This window comes from Mesorhizobium sp. M1143 (assembly GCF_040318435.1).
In the GTDB taxonomy this organism is placed as follows: Bacteria; Pseudomonadota; Alphaproteobacteria; order Rhizobiales; family Rhizobiaceae; genus Mesorhizobium.
In genome coordinates, this window is the sequence record NZ_JAMYMJ010000021.1 from 59,955 (window position 1) to 76,491 (window position 16,537).

15 protein-coding genes and 1 riboswitch are annotated in these 16,537 nt (G+C 62.9%); of the genes, 5 read left to right on the plus strand and 10 right to left on the minus strand.

Features of this window, described 5'->3' with window-relative positions; translation table 11 throughout:
* Nucleotides 1-129 precede the first annotated feature (129 nt).
* Both NKH35_RS16300 and NKH35_RS16305 read right to left on the minus strand, forming a co-directional pair.
* Nucleotides 130-1,230, minus strand: a complete 1,101-nt coding sequence (locus NKH35_RS16300) for an FAD-binding oxidoreductase (protein WP_023732599.1) — start codon at nucleotides 1,228-1,230, stop codon at nucleotides 130-132.
* Nucleotides 1,231-1,267: 37 nt separating this feature from the next.
* A complete protein-coding gene (locus tag NKH35_RS16305; RefSeq protein ID WP_352915379.1) occupies nucleotides 1,268-2,515 on the minus strand; it encodes an aromatic ring-hydroxylating oxygenase subunit alpha in 1,248 nt (415 codons plus the stop codon).
* A 117-nt stretch (nucleotides 2,516-2,632) separates the two neighbouring features.
* A riboswitch (cobalamin riboswitch) is annotated at nucleotides 2,633-2,834 on the minus strand.
* Nucleotides 2,835-3,333: 499 nt separating this feature from the next.
* Here NKH35_RS16305 and NKH35_RS16310 point away from each other — a divergent pair.
* From NKH35_RS16310 to NKH35_RS16320, 3 genes are all read left to right on the plus strand, one after another.
* Nucleotides 3,334-3,540, plus strand: coding sequence for a DUF680 domain-containing protein (locus tag NKH35_RS16310; protein WP_023668885.1), 207 nt, complete (start codon nucleotides 3,334-3,336; stop codon nucleotides 3,538-3,540).
* A gap of 66 nt (nucleotides 3,541-3,606) precedes the next feature.
* On the plus strand, nucleotides 3,607-3,810 hold the full coding sequence (locus tag NKH35_RS16315) for a DUF680 domain-containing protein (RefSeq protein ID WP_023742568.1): 204 nt from the start codon (nucleotides 3,607-3,609) through the stop codon (nucleotides 3,808-3,810).
* A gap of 71 nt (nucleotides 3,811-3,881) precedes the next feature.
* Nucleotides 3,882-4,115, plus strand: a complete 234-nt coding sequence (locus NKH35_RS16320; RefSeq protein ID WP_023694259.1) for a DUF680 domain-containing protein — start codon at nucleotides 3,882-3,884, stop codon at nucleotides 4,113-4,115.
* Between the two features lie 72 nt (nucleotides 4,116-4,187).
* Here the strand turns inward: NKH35_RS16320 and NKH35_RS16325 are convergent, their stop codons facing one another.
* The 5 genes from NKH35_RS16325 to NKH35_RS16345 all read right to left on the minus strand — a co-directional run bounded on the left by NKH35_RS16325 (nucleotide 4,188) and on the right by NKH35_RS16345 (nucleotide 10,797).
* Entirely contained in the window at nucleotides 4,188-5,300 is a 1,113-nt protein-coding gene (locus tag NKH35_RS16325) for an ABC transporter ATP-binding protein (RefSeq protein WP_352915381.1), read from the minus strand.
* A 66-nt stretch (nucleotides 5,301-5,366) separates the two neighbouring features.
* Nucleotides 5,367-7,031 (minus strand): beta-galactosidase BglA, encoded by a 1,665-nt coding sequence (bglA, locus tag NKH35_RS16330; protein WP_031198273.1) that lies wholly within the window; start codon nucleotides 7,029-7,031, stop codon nucleotides 5,367-5,369.
* Between the two features lie 5 nt (nucleotides 7,032-7,036).
* Nucleotides 7,037-8,191 (minus strand): carbohydrate ABC transporter permease, encoded by a 1,155-nt coding sequence (locus NKH35_RS16335; RefSeq protein ID WP_023703632.1) that lies wholly within the window; start codon nucleotides 8,189-8,191, stop codon nucleotides 7,037-7,039.
* A 1-nt stretch (nucleotide 8,192) separates the two neighbouring features.
* Nucleotides 8,193-9,206, minus strand: coding sequence for a carbohydrate ABC transporter permease (locus tag NKH35_RS16340; RefSeq protein WP_023668891.1), 1,014 nt, complete (start codon nucleotides 9,204-9,206; stop codon nucleotides 8,193-8,195).
* A gap of 235 nt (nucleotides 9,207-9,441) precedes the next feature.
* A complete protein-coding gene (locus NKH35_RS16345) occupies nucleotides 9,442-10,797 on the minus strand; it encodes an ABC transporter substrate-binding protein (protein WP_023668892.1) in 1,356 nt (451 codons plus the stop codon).
* A gap of 365 nt (nucleotides 10,798-11,162) precedes the next feature.
* On the opposite strand from NKH35_RS16345, the gene NKH35_RS16350 reads away from it, so the two are divergent.
* Together NKH35_RS16350 and NKH35_RS16355 are read left to right on the plus strand one after the other, a co-directional pair.
* Nucleotides 11,163-12,185, plus strand: a complete 1,023-nt coding sequence (locus tag NKH35_RS16350) for a substrate-binding domain-containing protein (protein ID WP_023729697.1) — start codon at nucleotides 11,163-11,165, stop codon at nucleotides 12,183-12,185.
* A gap of 165 nt (nucleotides 12,186-12,350) precedes the next feature.
* Entirely contained in the window at nucleotides 12,351-13,697 is a 1,347-nt protein-coding gene (locus NKH35_RS16355) for an NAD(P)/FAD-dependent oxidoreductase (protein WP_023806207.1), read from the plus strand.
* Between the two features lie 25 nt (nucleotides 13,698-13,722).
* Here NKH35_RS16355 and NKH35_RS16360 read toward each other — a convergent pair whose 3' ends face one another.
* The 3 genes from NKH35_RS16360 to NKH35_RS16370 are packed head-to-tail and all read right to left on the minus strand — an operon-like array spanning nucleotide 13,723 to nucleotide 16,374.
* Nucleotides 13,723-15,135, minus strand: coding sequence for a S8 family serine peptidase (locus NKH35_RS16360; protein WP_286455612.1), 1,413 nt, complete (start codon nucleotides 15,133-15,135; stop codon nucleotides 13,723-13,725).
* Nucleotides 15,125-15,793: a hypothetical protein gene (locus NKH35_RS16365; RefSeq protein WP_023806208.1), complete on the minus strand. Its 669-nt coding sequence runs from the start codon at nucleotides 15,791-15,793 to the stop codon at nucleotides 15,125-15,127. Before NKH35_RS16365 ends, NKH35_RS16360 begins: the two co-directional genes overlap by 11 nt.
* 14 nt (nucleotides 15,794-15,807) lie before the next feature.
* Nucleotides 15,808-16,374 carry a sigma-70 family RNA polymerase sigma factor gene (locus tag NKH35_RS16370; protein WP_023725917.1) on the minus strand — a complete coding sequence of 189 codons (567 nt, stop codon included), beginning with the start codon at nucleotides 16,372-16,374 and terminating at the stop codon, nucleotides 15,808-15,810.
* Nucleotides 16,375-16,537: the final 163 nt, after the last annotated feature.

Here is a 16,537-nt window from a genome sequence, read left to right on the forward strand (position 1 = left end):
GAAGGGATGCGCCGGTTTCACGGTCTGCCAGCCCTTCCTAAGTGCGTCTAAATCACTCGGCCTATGCTTGGCAAGACAAAGACCCGCACAACGCCTGCGTCGGCGACCGTTGCGGCGAAGTCGACCGGCTCAAGCCTCGATTTCGAGCGCCGACAACGGTTTCGAGCAGCAGGCAAGGATGAAACCGTCATCGATCTCGTGGTCGAGGATGCCGCCATTGTGGCTCATCTCGACTTCGCCGGAGACCTTCTTCACCTTGCAGGTGCCGCACAGGCCGAACTCGCAGGCGGCGGGAATCCGCACGCCCGAGCTGCGCGCGGTCTGCAGCACGGTCTGGCCGGCGACGCATTCGGCATCGACCTCCGAAAGCGAGAAGCGGATCGGCGTCACGGCTTCGACAGGTGCAGCGATGCCGTCCTCGACCGGGGAGGCAATCGGCGCCGGAATTTCCTCCACCACAGGCGCGGCAAAGCTCTCCTGATGGTATTTCGTCATGTCGAAGCCGGCGGCATCCAGCATGCCGCGCACGGCGCGCATGAACGGATCGGGGCCGCAGCAGAAGATTTCGCGCTCGCGGAAATCCGGAGCCAGCAAGGGCAGCCGGATCGCGTCGATGCGCCCCATATGACCGTACCAGCCCTCGCGGCTGGAACGTTCCTCGATCATGAAGCCGAGCGACAGGCCGGGCATATGGCCGCCGAGCAGTTCGAGTTCCTTGCGGAAGATGATCTCTTCGGCACGCCGCGCGCAGTTGACGAAACCGACATCGGTCCATGGCGCGCAGTCGTTCAGCCAGCGCAGCATCGACATCATCGGCGTCACGCCGGAGCCAGCCGAAATGAACAGGTATTTGGCCGCCGGGTGGCTGTGCAACGAGAAGTCGCCCGCCGGTCCATAGGCCTTGACGTGCGAACCGGGTGCCAGATGGTCGAACATCCAGCGCGTGCCGATGCTGCCGGCCTGCGCCTTGATCGTCACCGCGATCGAAAACGGCCGCGATGGCGACGACGACAGCGTGTAGGTGCGCATCAGCGGCCCGTCCGGTGTCGGCAGTTCCAGCGTCAGGAACTGGCCCGGCTTGTAGCGGAACCAGGTCTGGTTGTCGGAGCGGAAGGTGAAGGTCTTGACGTCGGGCGCCTCGTCGCTGACGCCGATCACTTCCAGCACCTGCAGCCTATCGTTCCACGGCGCCATCTGGTCGAGATGGCGATAGAGCCCAAGATCCGTCATCGCATTCATCCTCTGGTCCCTCTTCGCCTGCTCCAGCTCACGCGACGCTGCGCAGCGCCGGCCGGCCGCCTTCGGCAAGGCGCGGGCCGATGAAGGCCGCGTACCATTCGACGAACTGGATCACGCCGCCCTCATGCAGCTCCGAATAGGGGCCGGGCTCATAGGCCGGCGACAGGATGCCGAAGGCGTTTTCCTCGACGATGCGGCGGTCCTGGTCGTTGGTCTCGGTCCAGACGTGGGTGAGCTCTTCAAGGTTGTAGTCGACGCCCTCGACCGCATCCTTGTGCACCAGCCACTTGGTCGTCACCGCGGTTTGCGTGGCGCTGATCGGCAGCACCCGGAAGGTGACCGCATGGTCGATCAGGATGTGGTTCCAGGTCGTCGGATAGTGGTAGTGCATCAAGGTGCCGATGCGGTCGGCGGCAACAGTGTCGGAGAGGTTCTTCGTCACCGCGCACCTGCCCGTCATCGTATAGCTGACGGCATCGCGCAGCAGCGGCGCGCGGGTGGCGCGGTACTGTCCGGCCGGATCGATGCGGAACTTGCTCGGCAGGCCCGCCGCCTCGCATTTCGCCCAGTGCGCCAGCATCTCCGGATCGCTGTCGGCGCCCTGCACGCCGGTCACCGTCGGCGCTTCGGGGAATGTCTTGCACAGCTCTGGATGATTGCCGGCGCAGTGATAGCATTCGCGGTTGTTTTCCCAGACCAGCTTCCAGTTGCCCTTCTCGATGATGGTGCTCTCGAAGGCGACCTTGGCTTCATTCAGCCCGTGCGGCTTGAGGTAGGGCTCTATCATGGCGCGCATCGGCGCAAAGTCGGCAGGTTCTTTTGCCAGGCAGATGAAGATATAGCCGCCGACGCTCTCGCAGGCGACGGGCTTCAGGCCGAACTGGCTCTTGTCGAAACCGTCGGCCATCTGGCGGGCAAACAGCAGCCGGCCGTCAAGCTCGTAGGTCCACTGGTGATAGGGGCAGACAAGCTTTGCCGCCATGCCCTTCTCAGTGTTGCAGACACGGCTGCCGCGATGGCGGCAGGAATTGTGAAAGGCGTTGATGTTGCCCTTCTGGTCGCGGACCAGCACCACCGGATAATCGCCGATCTGCACGGTGATATAGCTGCCGGGCTTCGGCAGTTCGCAATCATGGCCGATGAACAGCCAGTCGCGATACCAGATAAGCTCCATGTCGAGCTTGAAATAGTCCGGGTCGGTGTAGAAGGGCTGTTCCAGCGAAAAGCCTTGCTTGCGGCCGTTCAGGAGCCTCAGCATGTCGTTGCGCGTATCCATAGTTCTGTCCTCGTGGTTTAAGGACTGAACTTGGTGGTGATGGAGGAAGGATCGGACGCAGGCCGGCGCGGCGCCGGACATGCACTATCCACCTCTTGACCGCCCACCGCGATCAGTCGAGTCTATGCATCTCGGGCTGGTTTCCGGGCTCTGGAGTTGTCCTTGCGGACCATCGCGACACCTTCCCAGGCTCTTGCCCAGTGGTCTCCCGTTGCGACTTCAACTCCACCACCGTTGCGGGGGCAGCGCCGGATTCTGACCGGCTTCCCAATTCTCCGCTGCGTCGTCACGAAGCGGCACCTGAGATGCGTTCATCTAATCACGGCAGCGATCGCGACGTCGGCATGAAAGCGACATCGTATCCATGCGGCGCGACACGCGCGGCATTCGCCCCCCGCCGCCGGTCAAAGAGCTGAGACGTTTCTTGCGACGCCATCATCGCCGTTTCGAATCGCTGCGGATCCAGTTCGATCGGGGGCAAAAAGGGCTCAACGGTATCGAAAAGTTACTATTAGCAATCTCTAATCGAACCGAACGGTTCGTTTCTGTTGACAATGCGTGCAGGACGGTGTGAACGACGGCCCGGAAACCGACACCGGAGCGAACCACTCGGTTCGACATAAGCAACTGAAAACAATGCGATAAATGACCATAGAGGAACTTCCTAGCACAATTTCAAGGTGCAGGACCGTGGTCCACACGGAACAACTTCGTGATTGGAAACCAGCCTATGGCTTTCCCACATCGGGGCTGTCCGAACGACGCGAATTCCTCCCAAGACACGCCGCTAGACGGACAGACAAACTGGAGTACTAAAAATGAAAAAGATCATCCTCACTGCCGCAGCCGTTTTGGCGATCACCGGCAGCGCCTTCGCCGGTAGCGACAATTACGGTTCCAATGGTGCGAACCAGCCAGCCGTCTCGGTCGACAGCTCGTATACGGCTTCCATTCAGAAGCCGGCGCACGCTGACAAGCAGCCTGTCGTTCAGGGCGCCGACCGCGACCTCTACGGCAATCGCTGATCCCGACCAAAGAAGGGCGGCTAACCCGTCGCTCTCGGGATCCCAAAAAATTCAGGAGTATTTGAAATGAAAAAGATCATCCTTGCTGCCGCCGCCGTTTTGGCCATCTCCGGCAGCGCTTTCGCCGGCAGCGACAACTACGGTTCGAACGGCGCCAACCAGCCTGCGATTACGTCGACCGATAGTGGCCATACGGCTTCGGTTGAGAAGTCGACTCCAGCCGAGCAGGCGCCTGCCCACGGTGCCGACCGTAACCTTTTCGGCCGCTAAAAGCCGGTTTCCAGCACGTGGCGGGCTTATCCGCTGCAGCTGGCAGCATCAGAAAAATTCAGGAGACTAAAATGAAGAAGATCGTTCTCGCCACCGCAGCCGTTCTGGCTGTTTCGAGCGCTGCCTTTGCCGGCAGCGACAATTATGGCTCCAATGGCGCCAACCAGCCGGCCGCTGCCGTCGACACCACCCGCACTTCGTCGACCGGCACCAACTCGGCGGTCTACAAGCTGCTGAACTCGTCGGACGACCAACAGAAGTTCGTTCCTCAGAGCAGCGACAGGGATCGGTTCGGCAACAACTAACAGCCGAAGCTTAAAAAAGAGTGGCGGGCCTGGCCCGCCGCTCTTTTTTTATGCCTGTACGACGCAGCTATCTCAAGCCGCCTTCACTTCCACCGGCTTGAGCGAGAAGGAGTGCCCATCGGCGTCGAAGATGTGCAGGTCCCCGGCATCCGCGGTCAGTCGCAGCTTTGCCCCGCGCTTGACCTCGACATTGCCGGGCAGCTTGGTCACCAACGGCAGGTCAGCGCGGCCGATATCGACATAGACAAGCTGCACCTCGCCGAGTTGCTCGACATAGTCCACCACGCCCTCGAAAAGATATTCCGCGCCGGTGGCGGCCGACAGATCCTCCGGCCGCACGCCGAAGCTGACTGCCGCACCCTTTGCTGACGCCGGCGTTGCGATCGGCACCGTTGCCTTGCGGCCGCCGACATGGCTGACGATTGTCGGGTTGCCCGTCCTGTCGATTGTCGCCGGCAGGATGTTCATGGCCGGCGAGCCGATGAACTGGGCAACGAACAGATTGCCGGGCTTCTTGTAGAGGTCCATCGGCGTGCCGACCTGCTCGATATGGCCATCCTTCAGCACGACGATGCGGTCGGCGAGCGTCATCGCTTCGACCTGATCGTGGGTGACGTAGATCATGGTCGTGGCAGGCATCGATTCCTTGAGCTTGGCGATCTCGATGCGGGTCGCGACGCGCAGCGCCGCGTCGAGATTCGACAGCGGCTCGTCGAACAGGAACACTTTCGGATTGCGCACGATGGCGCGACCGATGGCGACACGCTGGCGCTGGCCGCCCGACATCGCCTTGGGCAGGCGGTCGAGATATTTGGTCAGCTGCAGGATTTCGGCGGCCTGCCGCACCCGCTTGTCGATCTCGGCCTTGCTTTCCTTGCCGATCTTCATCGAGAAGGCCATGTTGTCGTAGACGGTCATGTGCGGATAGAGCGCATAGGACTGGAACACCATGGCAATGCCGCGCTTGGAAGGCGGCACGTCGTTCACCACCTCGCCGGCGATCTGCAGCTCGCCGGAGGTGATCTCCTCAAGCCCGGCGATGGACCGCAGCAAGGTCGACTTGCCGCAACCCGACGGGCCGACGAAGACGATGAACTCGCCCGACTTTATGTCGAGGTCGATGCCGTGGAGAATGTGCAGATTGCCGTATGATTTCTTCACCTGTCTCAGCGTGACATCGGCCATAATTTCCTCCCAGTGATTTCCCTAGAGAACCTGGATTTCCTCAAAAAATCCAGTTTCGTCAAAAACTCAGTCGATGCGCCCGAACCAGGCGCCGTAGCCGCCGAGGCGGATGGAACCTGTGCCGGATTGTCCCGAAAAACCGTGCCCGGCCAATGGCAGCAGCGCCTGACCACCGAGATCGACCTCGGCCGGCTTGCTGGCCAGATTGAAGACGCAGACGATCTGCTCATTGCCCTCACGGCGGGTGAAGGCGACGGTGTCGCCCTCGCTTTCGATGAACTCGATGTCGCCTTTGGCCAGGGCCGGATGCTGGCGGCGGAAACCGAGAAAGCGCCGGTAGTGCTCGAGCAGCGAGGCCGCGTCGCCCTGCTGAACATTGACCGCTTGCGACAAGTGCTTGCCCGGCACCGGCAGCCAGGGCTTGGCCGTCGAAAAGCCGGCATTGCTGGCGGTTGCATCCCACACCATCGGCGTGCGGCAGCCGTCGCGGCCCTTGAATTCGGGCCAGAAGCGAATGCCGTAGGGGTCCTGCAGATCCTCGAACTGCAACTCGGCTTCGCCAAGCCCAAGCTCCTCTCCCTGATAGAGGCAGACCGAACCGCGCAGCGACATCAGCAGCGCCGAGATAACCTTCAGATAGGCGGCCGGGTCGGCCTCGTCGGCGGCCCAGCGCGAGGCCGGACGCATCACGTCGTGGTTGGAAAAGGCCCAGCACGACCAGCCGTCGCTGGCGACCTTGCCGAAGGCTTCCAGCACCTGGCGCACCTTGGCGGCGCTGATCTTTTCCGGCGCCAGGAAATCGAAGGAATAGCACATGTGGACGCGTTTGCCGCCGGCGGTGTAGGCGGCGACCACTTCCAGCCCACGCTGCGAATCGCCGACTTCGCCGACCGCGGCGGCCGCCGGATATTCGTCGAGCAGCGCCCGGAACCGTTCGAGGAAGGCAAGGTTTTCCGGCCGGCTCTTGTCGTAGATATGGTCCTGGTAGTTGTAGGGATTGACCGCAGGTGCTGTCTGGTCGTTGCGCTCTTCGGGCGGCAGCGGCGGATTGTTCTCCAGCCCCTGGCTGTGGAAGTAGAAATTGATGGTGTCGAGGCGGAAGCCGTCGACGCCGCGCTCCAGCCAGAAGCGGGTGACGTCGAGCAGCGCGTCCTGGACTTCCAGATTGTGGAAGTTGAGGTCCGGCTGCTCGGACAGGAAATTATGCAGATAATATTGCTGGCGGCTGGTGTCCCACTGCCAGGCCGAGCCGCCGAAGATCGACAGCCAGTTGTTGGGCGGCGTGCCGTCCGGCCTGGCGTCGGCCCAGACATACCAGTCGGCCTTGGGATTGCTACGGCTGGCGCGGCTCTCCTTGAACCATGGATGGTTGTCGGCGGTGTGCGACAGCACCTCGTCGATCATCACCTTGAGGCCGAGGTGATGGGCTTCCGCAACCAGCGCGTCGAAATCGGCGAGCGTCCCGAACATCGGGTCGACGTCGCAATAGTCCGAGACGTCGTAGCCGAAATCCTTCATCGGCGACTTGAAGAAGGGCGAAATCCAGATGGCGTCGACGCCGAGCGAGGCGATGTAGGGCAGCCTGCGGATGATGCCCTTGAGGTCGCCGATGCCGTCGCCATTGGAGTCCTGATAGGAGCGCGGATAGATCTGGTAGATCACCGCGCCCCGCCACCAGTCGCGATCGACGGCGAGATCGGGCTTCGAGGTCGCCTTCAAAGCGGCTTGCATAAGTCTCAACCTCCTTTGACCGAGCCGGCCAGCAGCCCGCGGACGAAATAGCGCTGCAGCGAGAAGAACACGATCAGCGGCACGATAATGGTGACGAAGGCCGATGTCGTCAGGATTTCCCAGTCGCCGCCGCGCGAGCCGAGCAGTGCGTTGAGCTTCGCGGTCAGCACGATCTGATCCCCTTCGGTACCGAGGAAAACCATTGCCACCAATAAGTCGTTCCACACCCACAGGAACTGGAAGATCGCAAAGGACGCCAGCACCGGGAAGGACAGCGGCAGCACGATCTTGACGAAGATTTCGAAATCGCTGGCGCCGTCGATGCGCGCCGATTCCATGATCTCGCGCGGCAGGCCGGCAATATAGCTGCGCAGGAGATAGATGGCGAAGGGCAGGCCGAAGCCGGTATGCGCCAGCCAGATGCCGAGATAGGTTTTCGACGGCACACCGAAGAAGATGCCGACGCCGTTGTAGATTTTCAAAAGCGGGATCAAGGACATCTGCAGCGGCACGACCAGCAGGCCGATGATTGTGGCGATCAGCAAGGCGCGGCCGGGAAAACGCATCCACGCCAATGCATAGGCGGCGAAGGCGGCGATCAGGATCGGGATGACCGTCGCGGGGATGGTGACGGTCAGCGAGTTTATGAACGAGCGGCCGATGCCCTCCGAAAACAGCACGGTCTGGTAATTGTCGGTGGTGAATTTCGGCGGCGCCGACGAGGCGTAATAGACGCGCTGGCCACGGTCGCCTTCGAAAGCCTTGGGCGAACTCATGACGAACGTGCCGTCGGCATTGAGCTGCAAGGTCACGCCGTCGCCGAGATCGGCAGTGGTGCCGGCCGGATATTGCGTCGGCGCCGCCGATTTGACGCCGAAGGCGCTGATGTCGCGCGCAGCACCGTCGCCGAAGATATTGCCGGCAAGCACGAACTTGCCGTCCTTCTCGACCTGCGCCGAGGCCGGCGGCAGGCGGCCGGCTTCGGTCTGGCTGGAGCTGGAGAACGAGTTCCACCAGCCCGAGGCGATGATCTGGTCCTTGTCGCGCAGCGACGAGACCAGGATGCCGAGCGTCGGCACGGTCCAGATGGCGACGAAGACGAGCACGGCGATGTGGACGCCGAAGCGGCTGGCAAAGGACTTTCCGGTCGCGACGGCCATCTCAATGTCCTCCCGTCTCTTTGTTCGCCTGGCGGATGTTCCAGACCATGATCGGGATGACCGCGATCATGATGATGATGGCGATGGTGGCGCCGCGGCCGAAATCGCCGCCGCCGCGGAACATCCAGTCGAACATCAGATTGGCCAGCACCTGGCTGTTCCACTGGCCATTGGTCATGGTCAGCACGATGTCGAACACTTTCAGCACCAGGATGGTGATCGTCGTCCAGACCACGGCGATGGTGCCCCAGATCTGCGGCACCATGATCTTCCAGAAGATCTGGAACGGATTGGCGCCGTCGATGACCGCGGCTTCAAGCGTCTCTTCGGGGATGCCGCGCAACGCCGAAGACAGGATGACCATGGCAAAGCCGGTCTGGATCCAGATCAGGATGATCATCAGGAAGAAATTGTTCCAGAACGGCAGCGATATCCAGACCTGCGGCTGACCGCCGAAATACTGGATGATGGCGTTGAGCAGACCGATCTGCGTCTGGCCCTCGCCGCGATATTCGTAGATGAATTTCCAGATCACGCTGGCGCCGACGAAGGAGATCGCCAGCGGCAGGAAAATCAGGCTCTTGGCGATCGTGCCCCACCAGATCTTGTCAGTGAGCACGGCGATTATCAGCCCTAGAAAGGTGCAGGCGGCGGGCACCACCGCGAGCCAGATGATGTTATTCAGGATCGAGTTGCGGAACTCGCGGTCGCCGAACGCCCATTCATAGTTGGCGAAGCCGACAAAATGCTGGCCGCCGCGGTCGAGGAAGGACAGCCAGAGCGTCGCCACCACCGGATAGATCAGGTAGACGGTGAGGATGATCATCGCCGGGCCGACGAACAGCCACGGACGGACCAGTCCTTGCCGGCGCAGATTGTCGATGGCCGCAGCCCCGGCCACGCCGCGCGACGGGAATATCAGGTCGACCAGCTTGTTGGCGCCCCAGAAATAGGCGACGCAGCCGCCGACGCCGATGATGATGACAAAAATGGCCGATAAGATCTGAGCAGCCATGGGTCCCTCTTCCCTGCGCATGATCGGCCGGGCCTTGAACAGCCCTGGCGATGTGGCTCTGCGCCGATTTAAGTTATTCTGAAACGAACGAACGCAAATCGGTCCGGCGTAAGGCGCCGGTCGGATCCGGGCCATAGCGGCCCGGATCCAGTCTGTGGAGGAAGTCCTGAATTTGCCGCCAAAGCGGCTGAACACTTGGCAGTGGTTACTTGCCAGCTGACTGCTTGCCAGCTGACTACTTGATAGCGTCCCAGCTCTTCTGGATGTCGGTGGCGACATCCTGCGCCGACTTGCCGCCGACCAGATCGATCATGCCGGTCCAGAAGGCGCCGGCGCCGATCTTGCCCGGCATCAGGTCCGAACCGTCGAAGCGGAAGGTCGAGGCATTGGCGAGGATATCGCCCTGCTTCTTCAGCGCGTCGCTGGCATAGGCATCCTTGTTGACCGACTTGAGCGGCGTGACGAAGCCGCCCTGGGCCATCCAGATTTCATGTGCCAGCGGCATTTTCAGGAATTCGATGAACGCGCGTGCACCCTTCGAATCCTTGGTGATCATGGCCAGCGTGCCGGCGCCGAGCACAGGCGTGCCCAGCTCGGGCTTGGATGCATAGGGCGGGAAGTAAAAGAAGTCGGCGTCCTGTCCAACCTTTGTGCCTTCCGGGAAGAAGGTCGGGATGAACGATGCCTGATGGTGCAGGTAGCATTTCGGCGGCACCGAGAAGAGGCCCTTCGGGCTGTCGCGGAAGTCGGTCGCGGCAACCGCCTTGGCCCCACCGTCGACCATCTTGTCGTCGGTCGCGATCTTGCCGAAAATGTCGATGGCGTTGACCACCGCCGGATCGTTGAACGGGATCTCGTTCTTTACCCACTTGTCATACACGTCGGGCGCCTGGGTGCGCAGCATGATGTCTTCGACCCAGTCGGTCGCCGGCCAGCCGGTAGCGCCGCCTGAGCCGAGGCCGATGCACCACGGCGTGCCGCCGTCGGCGATGATCTTCTTCTCGAGGTCGGCGAGCTCTTCCTGGGTCTTGGGAACCTTGTAGCCGGCTTCCTCGAAATTGTCGGGCGAATACCAGACCAGCGATTTCACGTCGGCCTTGTAGGGGAAGGCGAAGAAGCCCGGCTTGCCGTCCTTGTCCTTGAAGGTGCCGAGATCGACCCATGACTGGCCGGCGCCGTAATTGTCCTTGATCCATTTGGCGGTGTCGTCGCCCAGCGGCGTCAAAAGGCCCTTGGACGCCAGATCCTGGATCAGGCCCGGCTGCGGCAGTACGGCGATATTGGGCGGGCTGCCGGCCTGGGTATCGATGACGATCTGCTGTTCGTAATTTTCCGACGAGGAGTATTTGATCTCGGCGCCGGTGGCTTCCTGAAAATATTCGAGAACAGTGCGGATGAGGCCTTCGTCCTCGCCGCGCCAGGGCCCGAAGATGGTCAGCGTCTCGCCCTTGAGATCGACCTTCTTCAGCTCTTCGTAATTGGCCCAGTTGAAGCGCTTGTCTTCCCCGGGCTTGAACTTCAGTTCGGCTTGCGCCGGCAGGGACAAGGCGAGCGTGGCAAACGCTGCGCCAAGCAGAAGCATCTTCTTCATCGGTATTCCTCCCAGTGTGGACACATACACCCGGACGGAACCTCCATTCCGCCCGCCGACGCTGCAGGACTGTGACTCGTTCAGAAAGGAACCGCACCCTTTCGAAGAGTCTTCCAAAGCGCTTTGGTCTTTTTGATCTCGCCATTGAATCGGCTGGGAGTCAAGAGGGCGGTGGGCTAATCGATTTAATTCCGAGCTGGAGTGACTTGGTAAAGTGCACTGCAGCATAGTTTTACGGCGGTGCAGCAGCGTATTAAGCTTCAAACTGGCCGGACCAGTGCGTATGGTCGACCAGCTTGGCCGCGCCCGTTGTGGCGCCGCGTGGCTTCCAAATTAAAAGCGCTTTGAGGCTTGGAGGCCTCCCAGTGAACCTGAAGCAGCTCTCTCATATGCTAGCCCTGTCGCAGACAACGGTAAGCCGTGCGCTCAACGGCTATCCGGAGGTCAACGAGGAAACCCGCCGGCGCGTGGTGGATGCCGCCAAGCGCCACGGCTACCGGCCCAACCCGAGCGCGCGCCGGCTGGCGACCGGCAAGACGGGCATGATCGGCTATGTGCTGCCGACGGGCGCCTCCGTCGACATCGACCCGCATTTCGTCGAGTTCCTGTCGGGTCTCGGCGACTATGCCCGCTCGCACGAGCTCGACCTGGTGCTGTCGCCGGCCGATGCCGACGACCAGGAAACCACCTATCGCCGCATCGTCGCCAACCGCCAGGTCGACGCCGTCTACATCTCCTCGCCGCGCCCGGCCGACCGGCGGGTGGCGCTGGTCAACACGCTCGGCATTCCCTTCATCGTCCATGGCCGCAGCGAAGGCTCCGATTTCGACTACCCCTTCACCGACATCGACAATGAGGGCGGCTTCCACGACGCCGCCCGGCTGCTGGTTCAGCTCGGCCACCGGCGGCTGGCGCTGATCAATGGCGACGACCGCGAGACCTTCGCCATCCACCGCGAGCGCGGCATGCGCAGGGCGCTGGCCGCGAGCGGCCTGACGCTCGGCGAGCGCCATGTCTGTTCACTCACCATGACCGAGGAGAACGGCTACCGCGCCGCCAGGCGCCTGCTCGAACAGAGCGAGCGACCGACGGCGATCGCCTGCTCCAGCCTGATCATGTCGCTCGGCGTCGTGCGCGCGGTGCGCGACCTTGGCCTGACCATTCCCGGCGACCTGTCGTTGATTGCCCATGACGACGTCTTTCCATGGCTGAAGCCGGAGAATTTTTCCGTGCCGCTGTCGACGACGCGCTCGTCGATCCGCCTCGCCGGCGCCCGCATCGCCGAACGCCTGGCAGCGCGCATTTCCGGCTTGGAAGAAGGGGCGCGAGGCGAGGTCTGGCCAGTCGATCTGGTGGTGAGGGGTTCGGTCGCAGGCGCCCCCGTCTAGGGATTAATCCATCGCTCCGCTGGGCAAGTTCACCCTTGTGGATGTTGCCCGCAGATAGATTGACTTTGTTGGGACAACGGTCTGCCTGGACCTGTCCTTGATTTGGCTTCGAGTGGGTGGCAACCAGTAAGCCAGAGCCATCAACCAGTCCTCAGGGTGCGCCACTTGCCCATATTCCCGTTCTCCGAAACGGATCCAATCCGGCATCCTGGCCCACCGCCGAAAACGTCGGAGGTGGTCATAATTGGTGGCGGCATCATCGGCGTGACGACGGCGCTTTTCCTGGCGCAGCGGAACATTGCGGTGACGCTGCTGGAAAAAGGACGCGTTGCGGCCGAACAGTCGTCGCGCAATTGGGGCTGGATCCGAAAGCAGGGGCGAGACGCGGATGAACTGCCTGTCGTCATCGAGGCTATTCGCCTGTGGCGGCAGTTGGCCGAGGAGTGCGGCGAAGACATCGGGCTGACCCAGACGGGCGTGACCTACCTGGCGAACTCGGACAAGGACATGGCCGGCTTCGAAGCGTTCATGAAGATCGCAGCGATCCATGCGCTCGACACGCGCCTGCTGGACGCAGATGAAACCGCGAAGCTCATCAAAGGCATGTCACGCAAATTCAAGGGCGCGATGACGACGCCCTCCGACATGCGGGCGGAGCCTTGGTTGGCCGTGCCGGCGCTTGCCCGGCTTGCCGTGCGAAAAGGCGTCAAAATTGTCGAGAATTGTGCGGCGCGAGCCCTCGAAATCTCGGCCGGCAAGGTCAAGGGCGTGTGGACCGAGGCGGGGTATGTCGAGGCCTCCAGCGTGCTGGTCGCGGGCGGCGCCTGGTCATCCCTGTTCCTGAGAAGACACGGCGTCTCCATCCCCCAGCTCAGCGTCAGGGTAACCGTGGCCGCAACGGAGCCCATGCCTGAGGTCTATGCAGGTGCGGCAGCCGACGAACACATCGCGTTCCGGCGCAGGCAGGATGGCGGATATACGCTCGCCGCGGGCGGCAGCCATTTGCTTTATTTGGGGCCCGACGCATTCCGGCACGCCACCAAATACCTTCCCGCCCTCAGGGACAATCCGTTCGGGACGCGCTACTTTCCGTTCGCCCCGTCAGGCTACCCTGACGCCTGGTCGACGCCGCGCGATTGGGCGCCGGATTCCGTCAGTCCTTTCGAAAAAATGCGAGTGCTGAACCCGCCCCCTGAACGAGCCGGTCTGCGTTCGATAGAACGTAACTTCGGGTGTCTTTTTCCACAGTTCGAAGCAGTTCGCCTGAAGGCAGGCTGGGGCGGCATGATCGACGCCATGCCGGACGTCGTCCCTGTCGTGGATCGGGTTGAGGCAGTCGGCGGCCTTTTCGTCGCGACGGGAATGAGCGGTCACGGCTTCGGCATCGGGCCTGGTATAGGCCGCGTCGTTGCCGACATGATCCAAGGAAACCTGACCGGGCACGACCTCAGCCGCTTCCGGCTGTCGCGCTTCTGTGATGGCAGCCCTGTCCGGCTCGGTCCGGCGCTCTGAATTGGTGGCGCGAAATTCGCCCGGTTTACTTGTTCGCCGCCGCCTTCGTATCCAGCAGCCCATAACCGAAATCATTGTCCCGTCCCTTCGGGCCAAGGTCCCTGGCGGTGGCCGCCAGCGCCTTTTCGATGTCGTCGGCGGAGCGCTCGGGTGAAGCGTGGATCAAATTGGCGATAGCGCCGGACACGATCGCGGCAGCAAACGAGGTGCCGGTGACGACGTCAGAGCCGGCGCCGCTCGGCGCCACCATCTCGACGCCGGGCGCCGAGATGAAGACATAAGCGCCGCGATTGGCCTGCTGCATCAGCCCGTCCTTGGCGTCGGTGGCGGTGACCGCGATGACGCCGTCATAGGCGGCGGGGTAGCCATAGGGCGCTTTCGGCCCGTTGTTGCCGGCAGCAGCGACCAGGATGATGCCGAGCCCGCGCGCATTGCGGCAGGCGGTGGCGAGCAGATCGTTCTTGGGGCCGACGAAACTCATATTGATGATGCTGACATTCTGGTCCGCCGCCCAGTCGAGCGCCGACAGGATGACATCCATGGTCGACCTGCCGTCCTCGAAGGCGCGGGCGTGATAGATCCTGGCGCCGGGCGCCATGCCTTCGAGCGCGCCGACGCCGGCGATCAGCCCGTCGACCGAGGTACCGTGGTCACGCTTTTCGACCGGCACGTTGGGCATGGCGTCGAACTGGTCGGCAATGACGCCGGACAGCGCCGGATTGGTGTCGTCTATGCCGGTGTCGATGACGGCGATGCGCACGTTTTCGCCACTGGCTTGCTTGTTGTCGAGCTGAATGCGCTCGAAGGCATAGTTGACGATGCCGGCCGCCTGCTGCAGCGAATAGATATGGTTTGGCTCGCGCCGCAGGGTGCGGCCATCGGCGGCCAGCTGCGCCAGCACGGCGCCGACCGGGCGGCCGTCGGGAATGCCGAAGCGCACCAGTGTGGTGCCGAGCAGCCGCGACTGGCGCTGCGAGCGCACTTCAAGGCCGAAGGAGGCGGCGATCTGCTGGACGGCGCCGGCATCGCCGTCGACGGTCACCAGCACCTCGTCGGGCACGAACTCGCCGGCGATGGCACGGCGCGGCGCGGTCGCGACAAGATCGGTCGGCGAAACGATCGCCCCGCCGGCGGGTGGCCCGGCCTGCGTGTCGGCAGGCGGCGCTGACGGCCGTGGCGTCGGCACGGGCGCTTCGGGAACCGGTGGGTTGGGAAACAGGTCGACGATCAGGGCCGGAAGGGTAACTGCGCCTGGTTCGCCGCCGACGTTGGCCTCATTGCCGTCTTTCGGGCAGTCGGCAGCCGCCGCTCCGGCCGCGTCGGTGCAGTCGGCCCGGCCGGCATTGGGATCATTGGTCTGCGCCGACGCCGGCACGGCGACGATTGTCGTCGCCGCCACCAGGATCGCCGCAAATCGAATGACCGCCCTAGCTGCCATCAACCGGTTTCCTTCCCTCGATCACAGTCTCCGCGAACGGCTGGGCGGCAATAAGGCCGACGAGCCTGGTGTAGTCTGCTCCGGTCTTGACCGGGATGGCAATGCGGAAGACGCCCGAGGCGGTCGGCCCGCCGGCGATCTTCAGCGCGTTCTGGTCGAGGAAGGCGGCGATGTCGGACATCTTCGCATCCGGCTTGAACTTGACCAGCGCGAACGGCAGTTTCGTCAGCTCATCCTCGGCGCCGGCAACCTCGAAATCATGGCTCTTGCCGCCGGTCTGCACGTAGGACTGCACCACGACCAACGCCAGCAGCACCGCCGCTGCCGCCCAGCCGACCGTGGCCGGCATCGCCGTGAACCGGCCGAGTGCCTGCGCCAGCCAGGAACGGCCCGCGGGAGCGCGGACCGGGCCGGCTTGGGCGTCGAGCGCCCTGGCAAAGCGGCTGAGCGCATCGGCCGGTGGCCGGATCGCCTCGTTGGCGGCGGTGGCGCCGGAGAATTCCGCCTCAGCCTCGCCAAGCGCCGCCATCGCCGCCGGATCGCTCGCCAGCCATTCCTCGACGGCTTCGAGGTCCGAGCCTTCCAGCGAGCCGTTCAGGTAGAACGGCAGCAGCGTTTCCATTTCGTCGCGGCGTGACATTTTTCCAGCGGCGCTCATATCTTCAGGATTGCTCATGGCCACCCCCTGTCGTAACCGGCGGCCTTGAGGGCTTCGCCGAGTTTCTTGCGGGCGTAGAACATTCGGGTCTTGACAGTGGCGACCGGGATGCCGAGCACCTCGCCGATCTCCGTCACCGACTGTCCATGGTAATAGGCAAGGTCGACCACCGAGCGGTGTTCCTCCGGCAAGGCATCGACGAAGCGCCGCAAGGCGGCGCCCTTGTCTTCCTTCATGGTGGCGACTTCCGGCGTGTCGGCGCCATCGGGAACCTGCGCCGCATCGTCGTCATCGATCCAGTCTTCTTTTTTCTTGCGCAGCATCGACAGCGCCTTGAAGCGGGCGATGCCGAGCAGCCATGTCGAGACTTCCGAGCGCCCTTCGAAACCGGGCGCCTGGCGCCACAGCTCAAGAAAGACCTCGTTTGCGATATCGTCGGCCATCATTTCCGATCCCGTCTGGCGCACCACGAAGCGGTAGACCCGCGCGTGGTGACGCATGAACAGCAGCCGAACAGCGGCACGGTCGCCCTTCGCGACCCGGTCGACAAGCGCGCGATCAGTCTCGGTCGCTGCCGTCATGGCCGGTCGAGCCGCCTGGCTCCTGTCTGCTCTGTCGCCGATCGGTTCAAAAAGGTTCATCCTTCCGCCAAGGAATTTTGGCGAAGCTAACCGAAGAAGGTGAGTGTTGCCAGAGTGTCTCCCTTCTCCCCGTCACTATACGGGGAGAAGGTGGCGGCAGCCG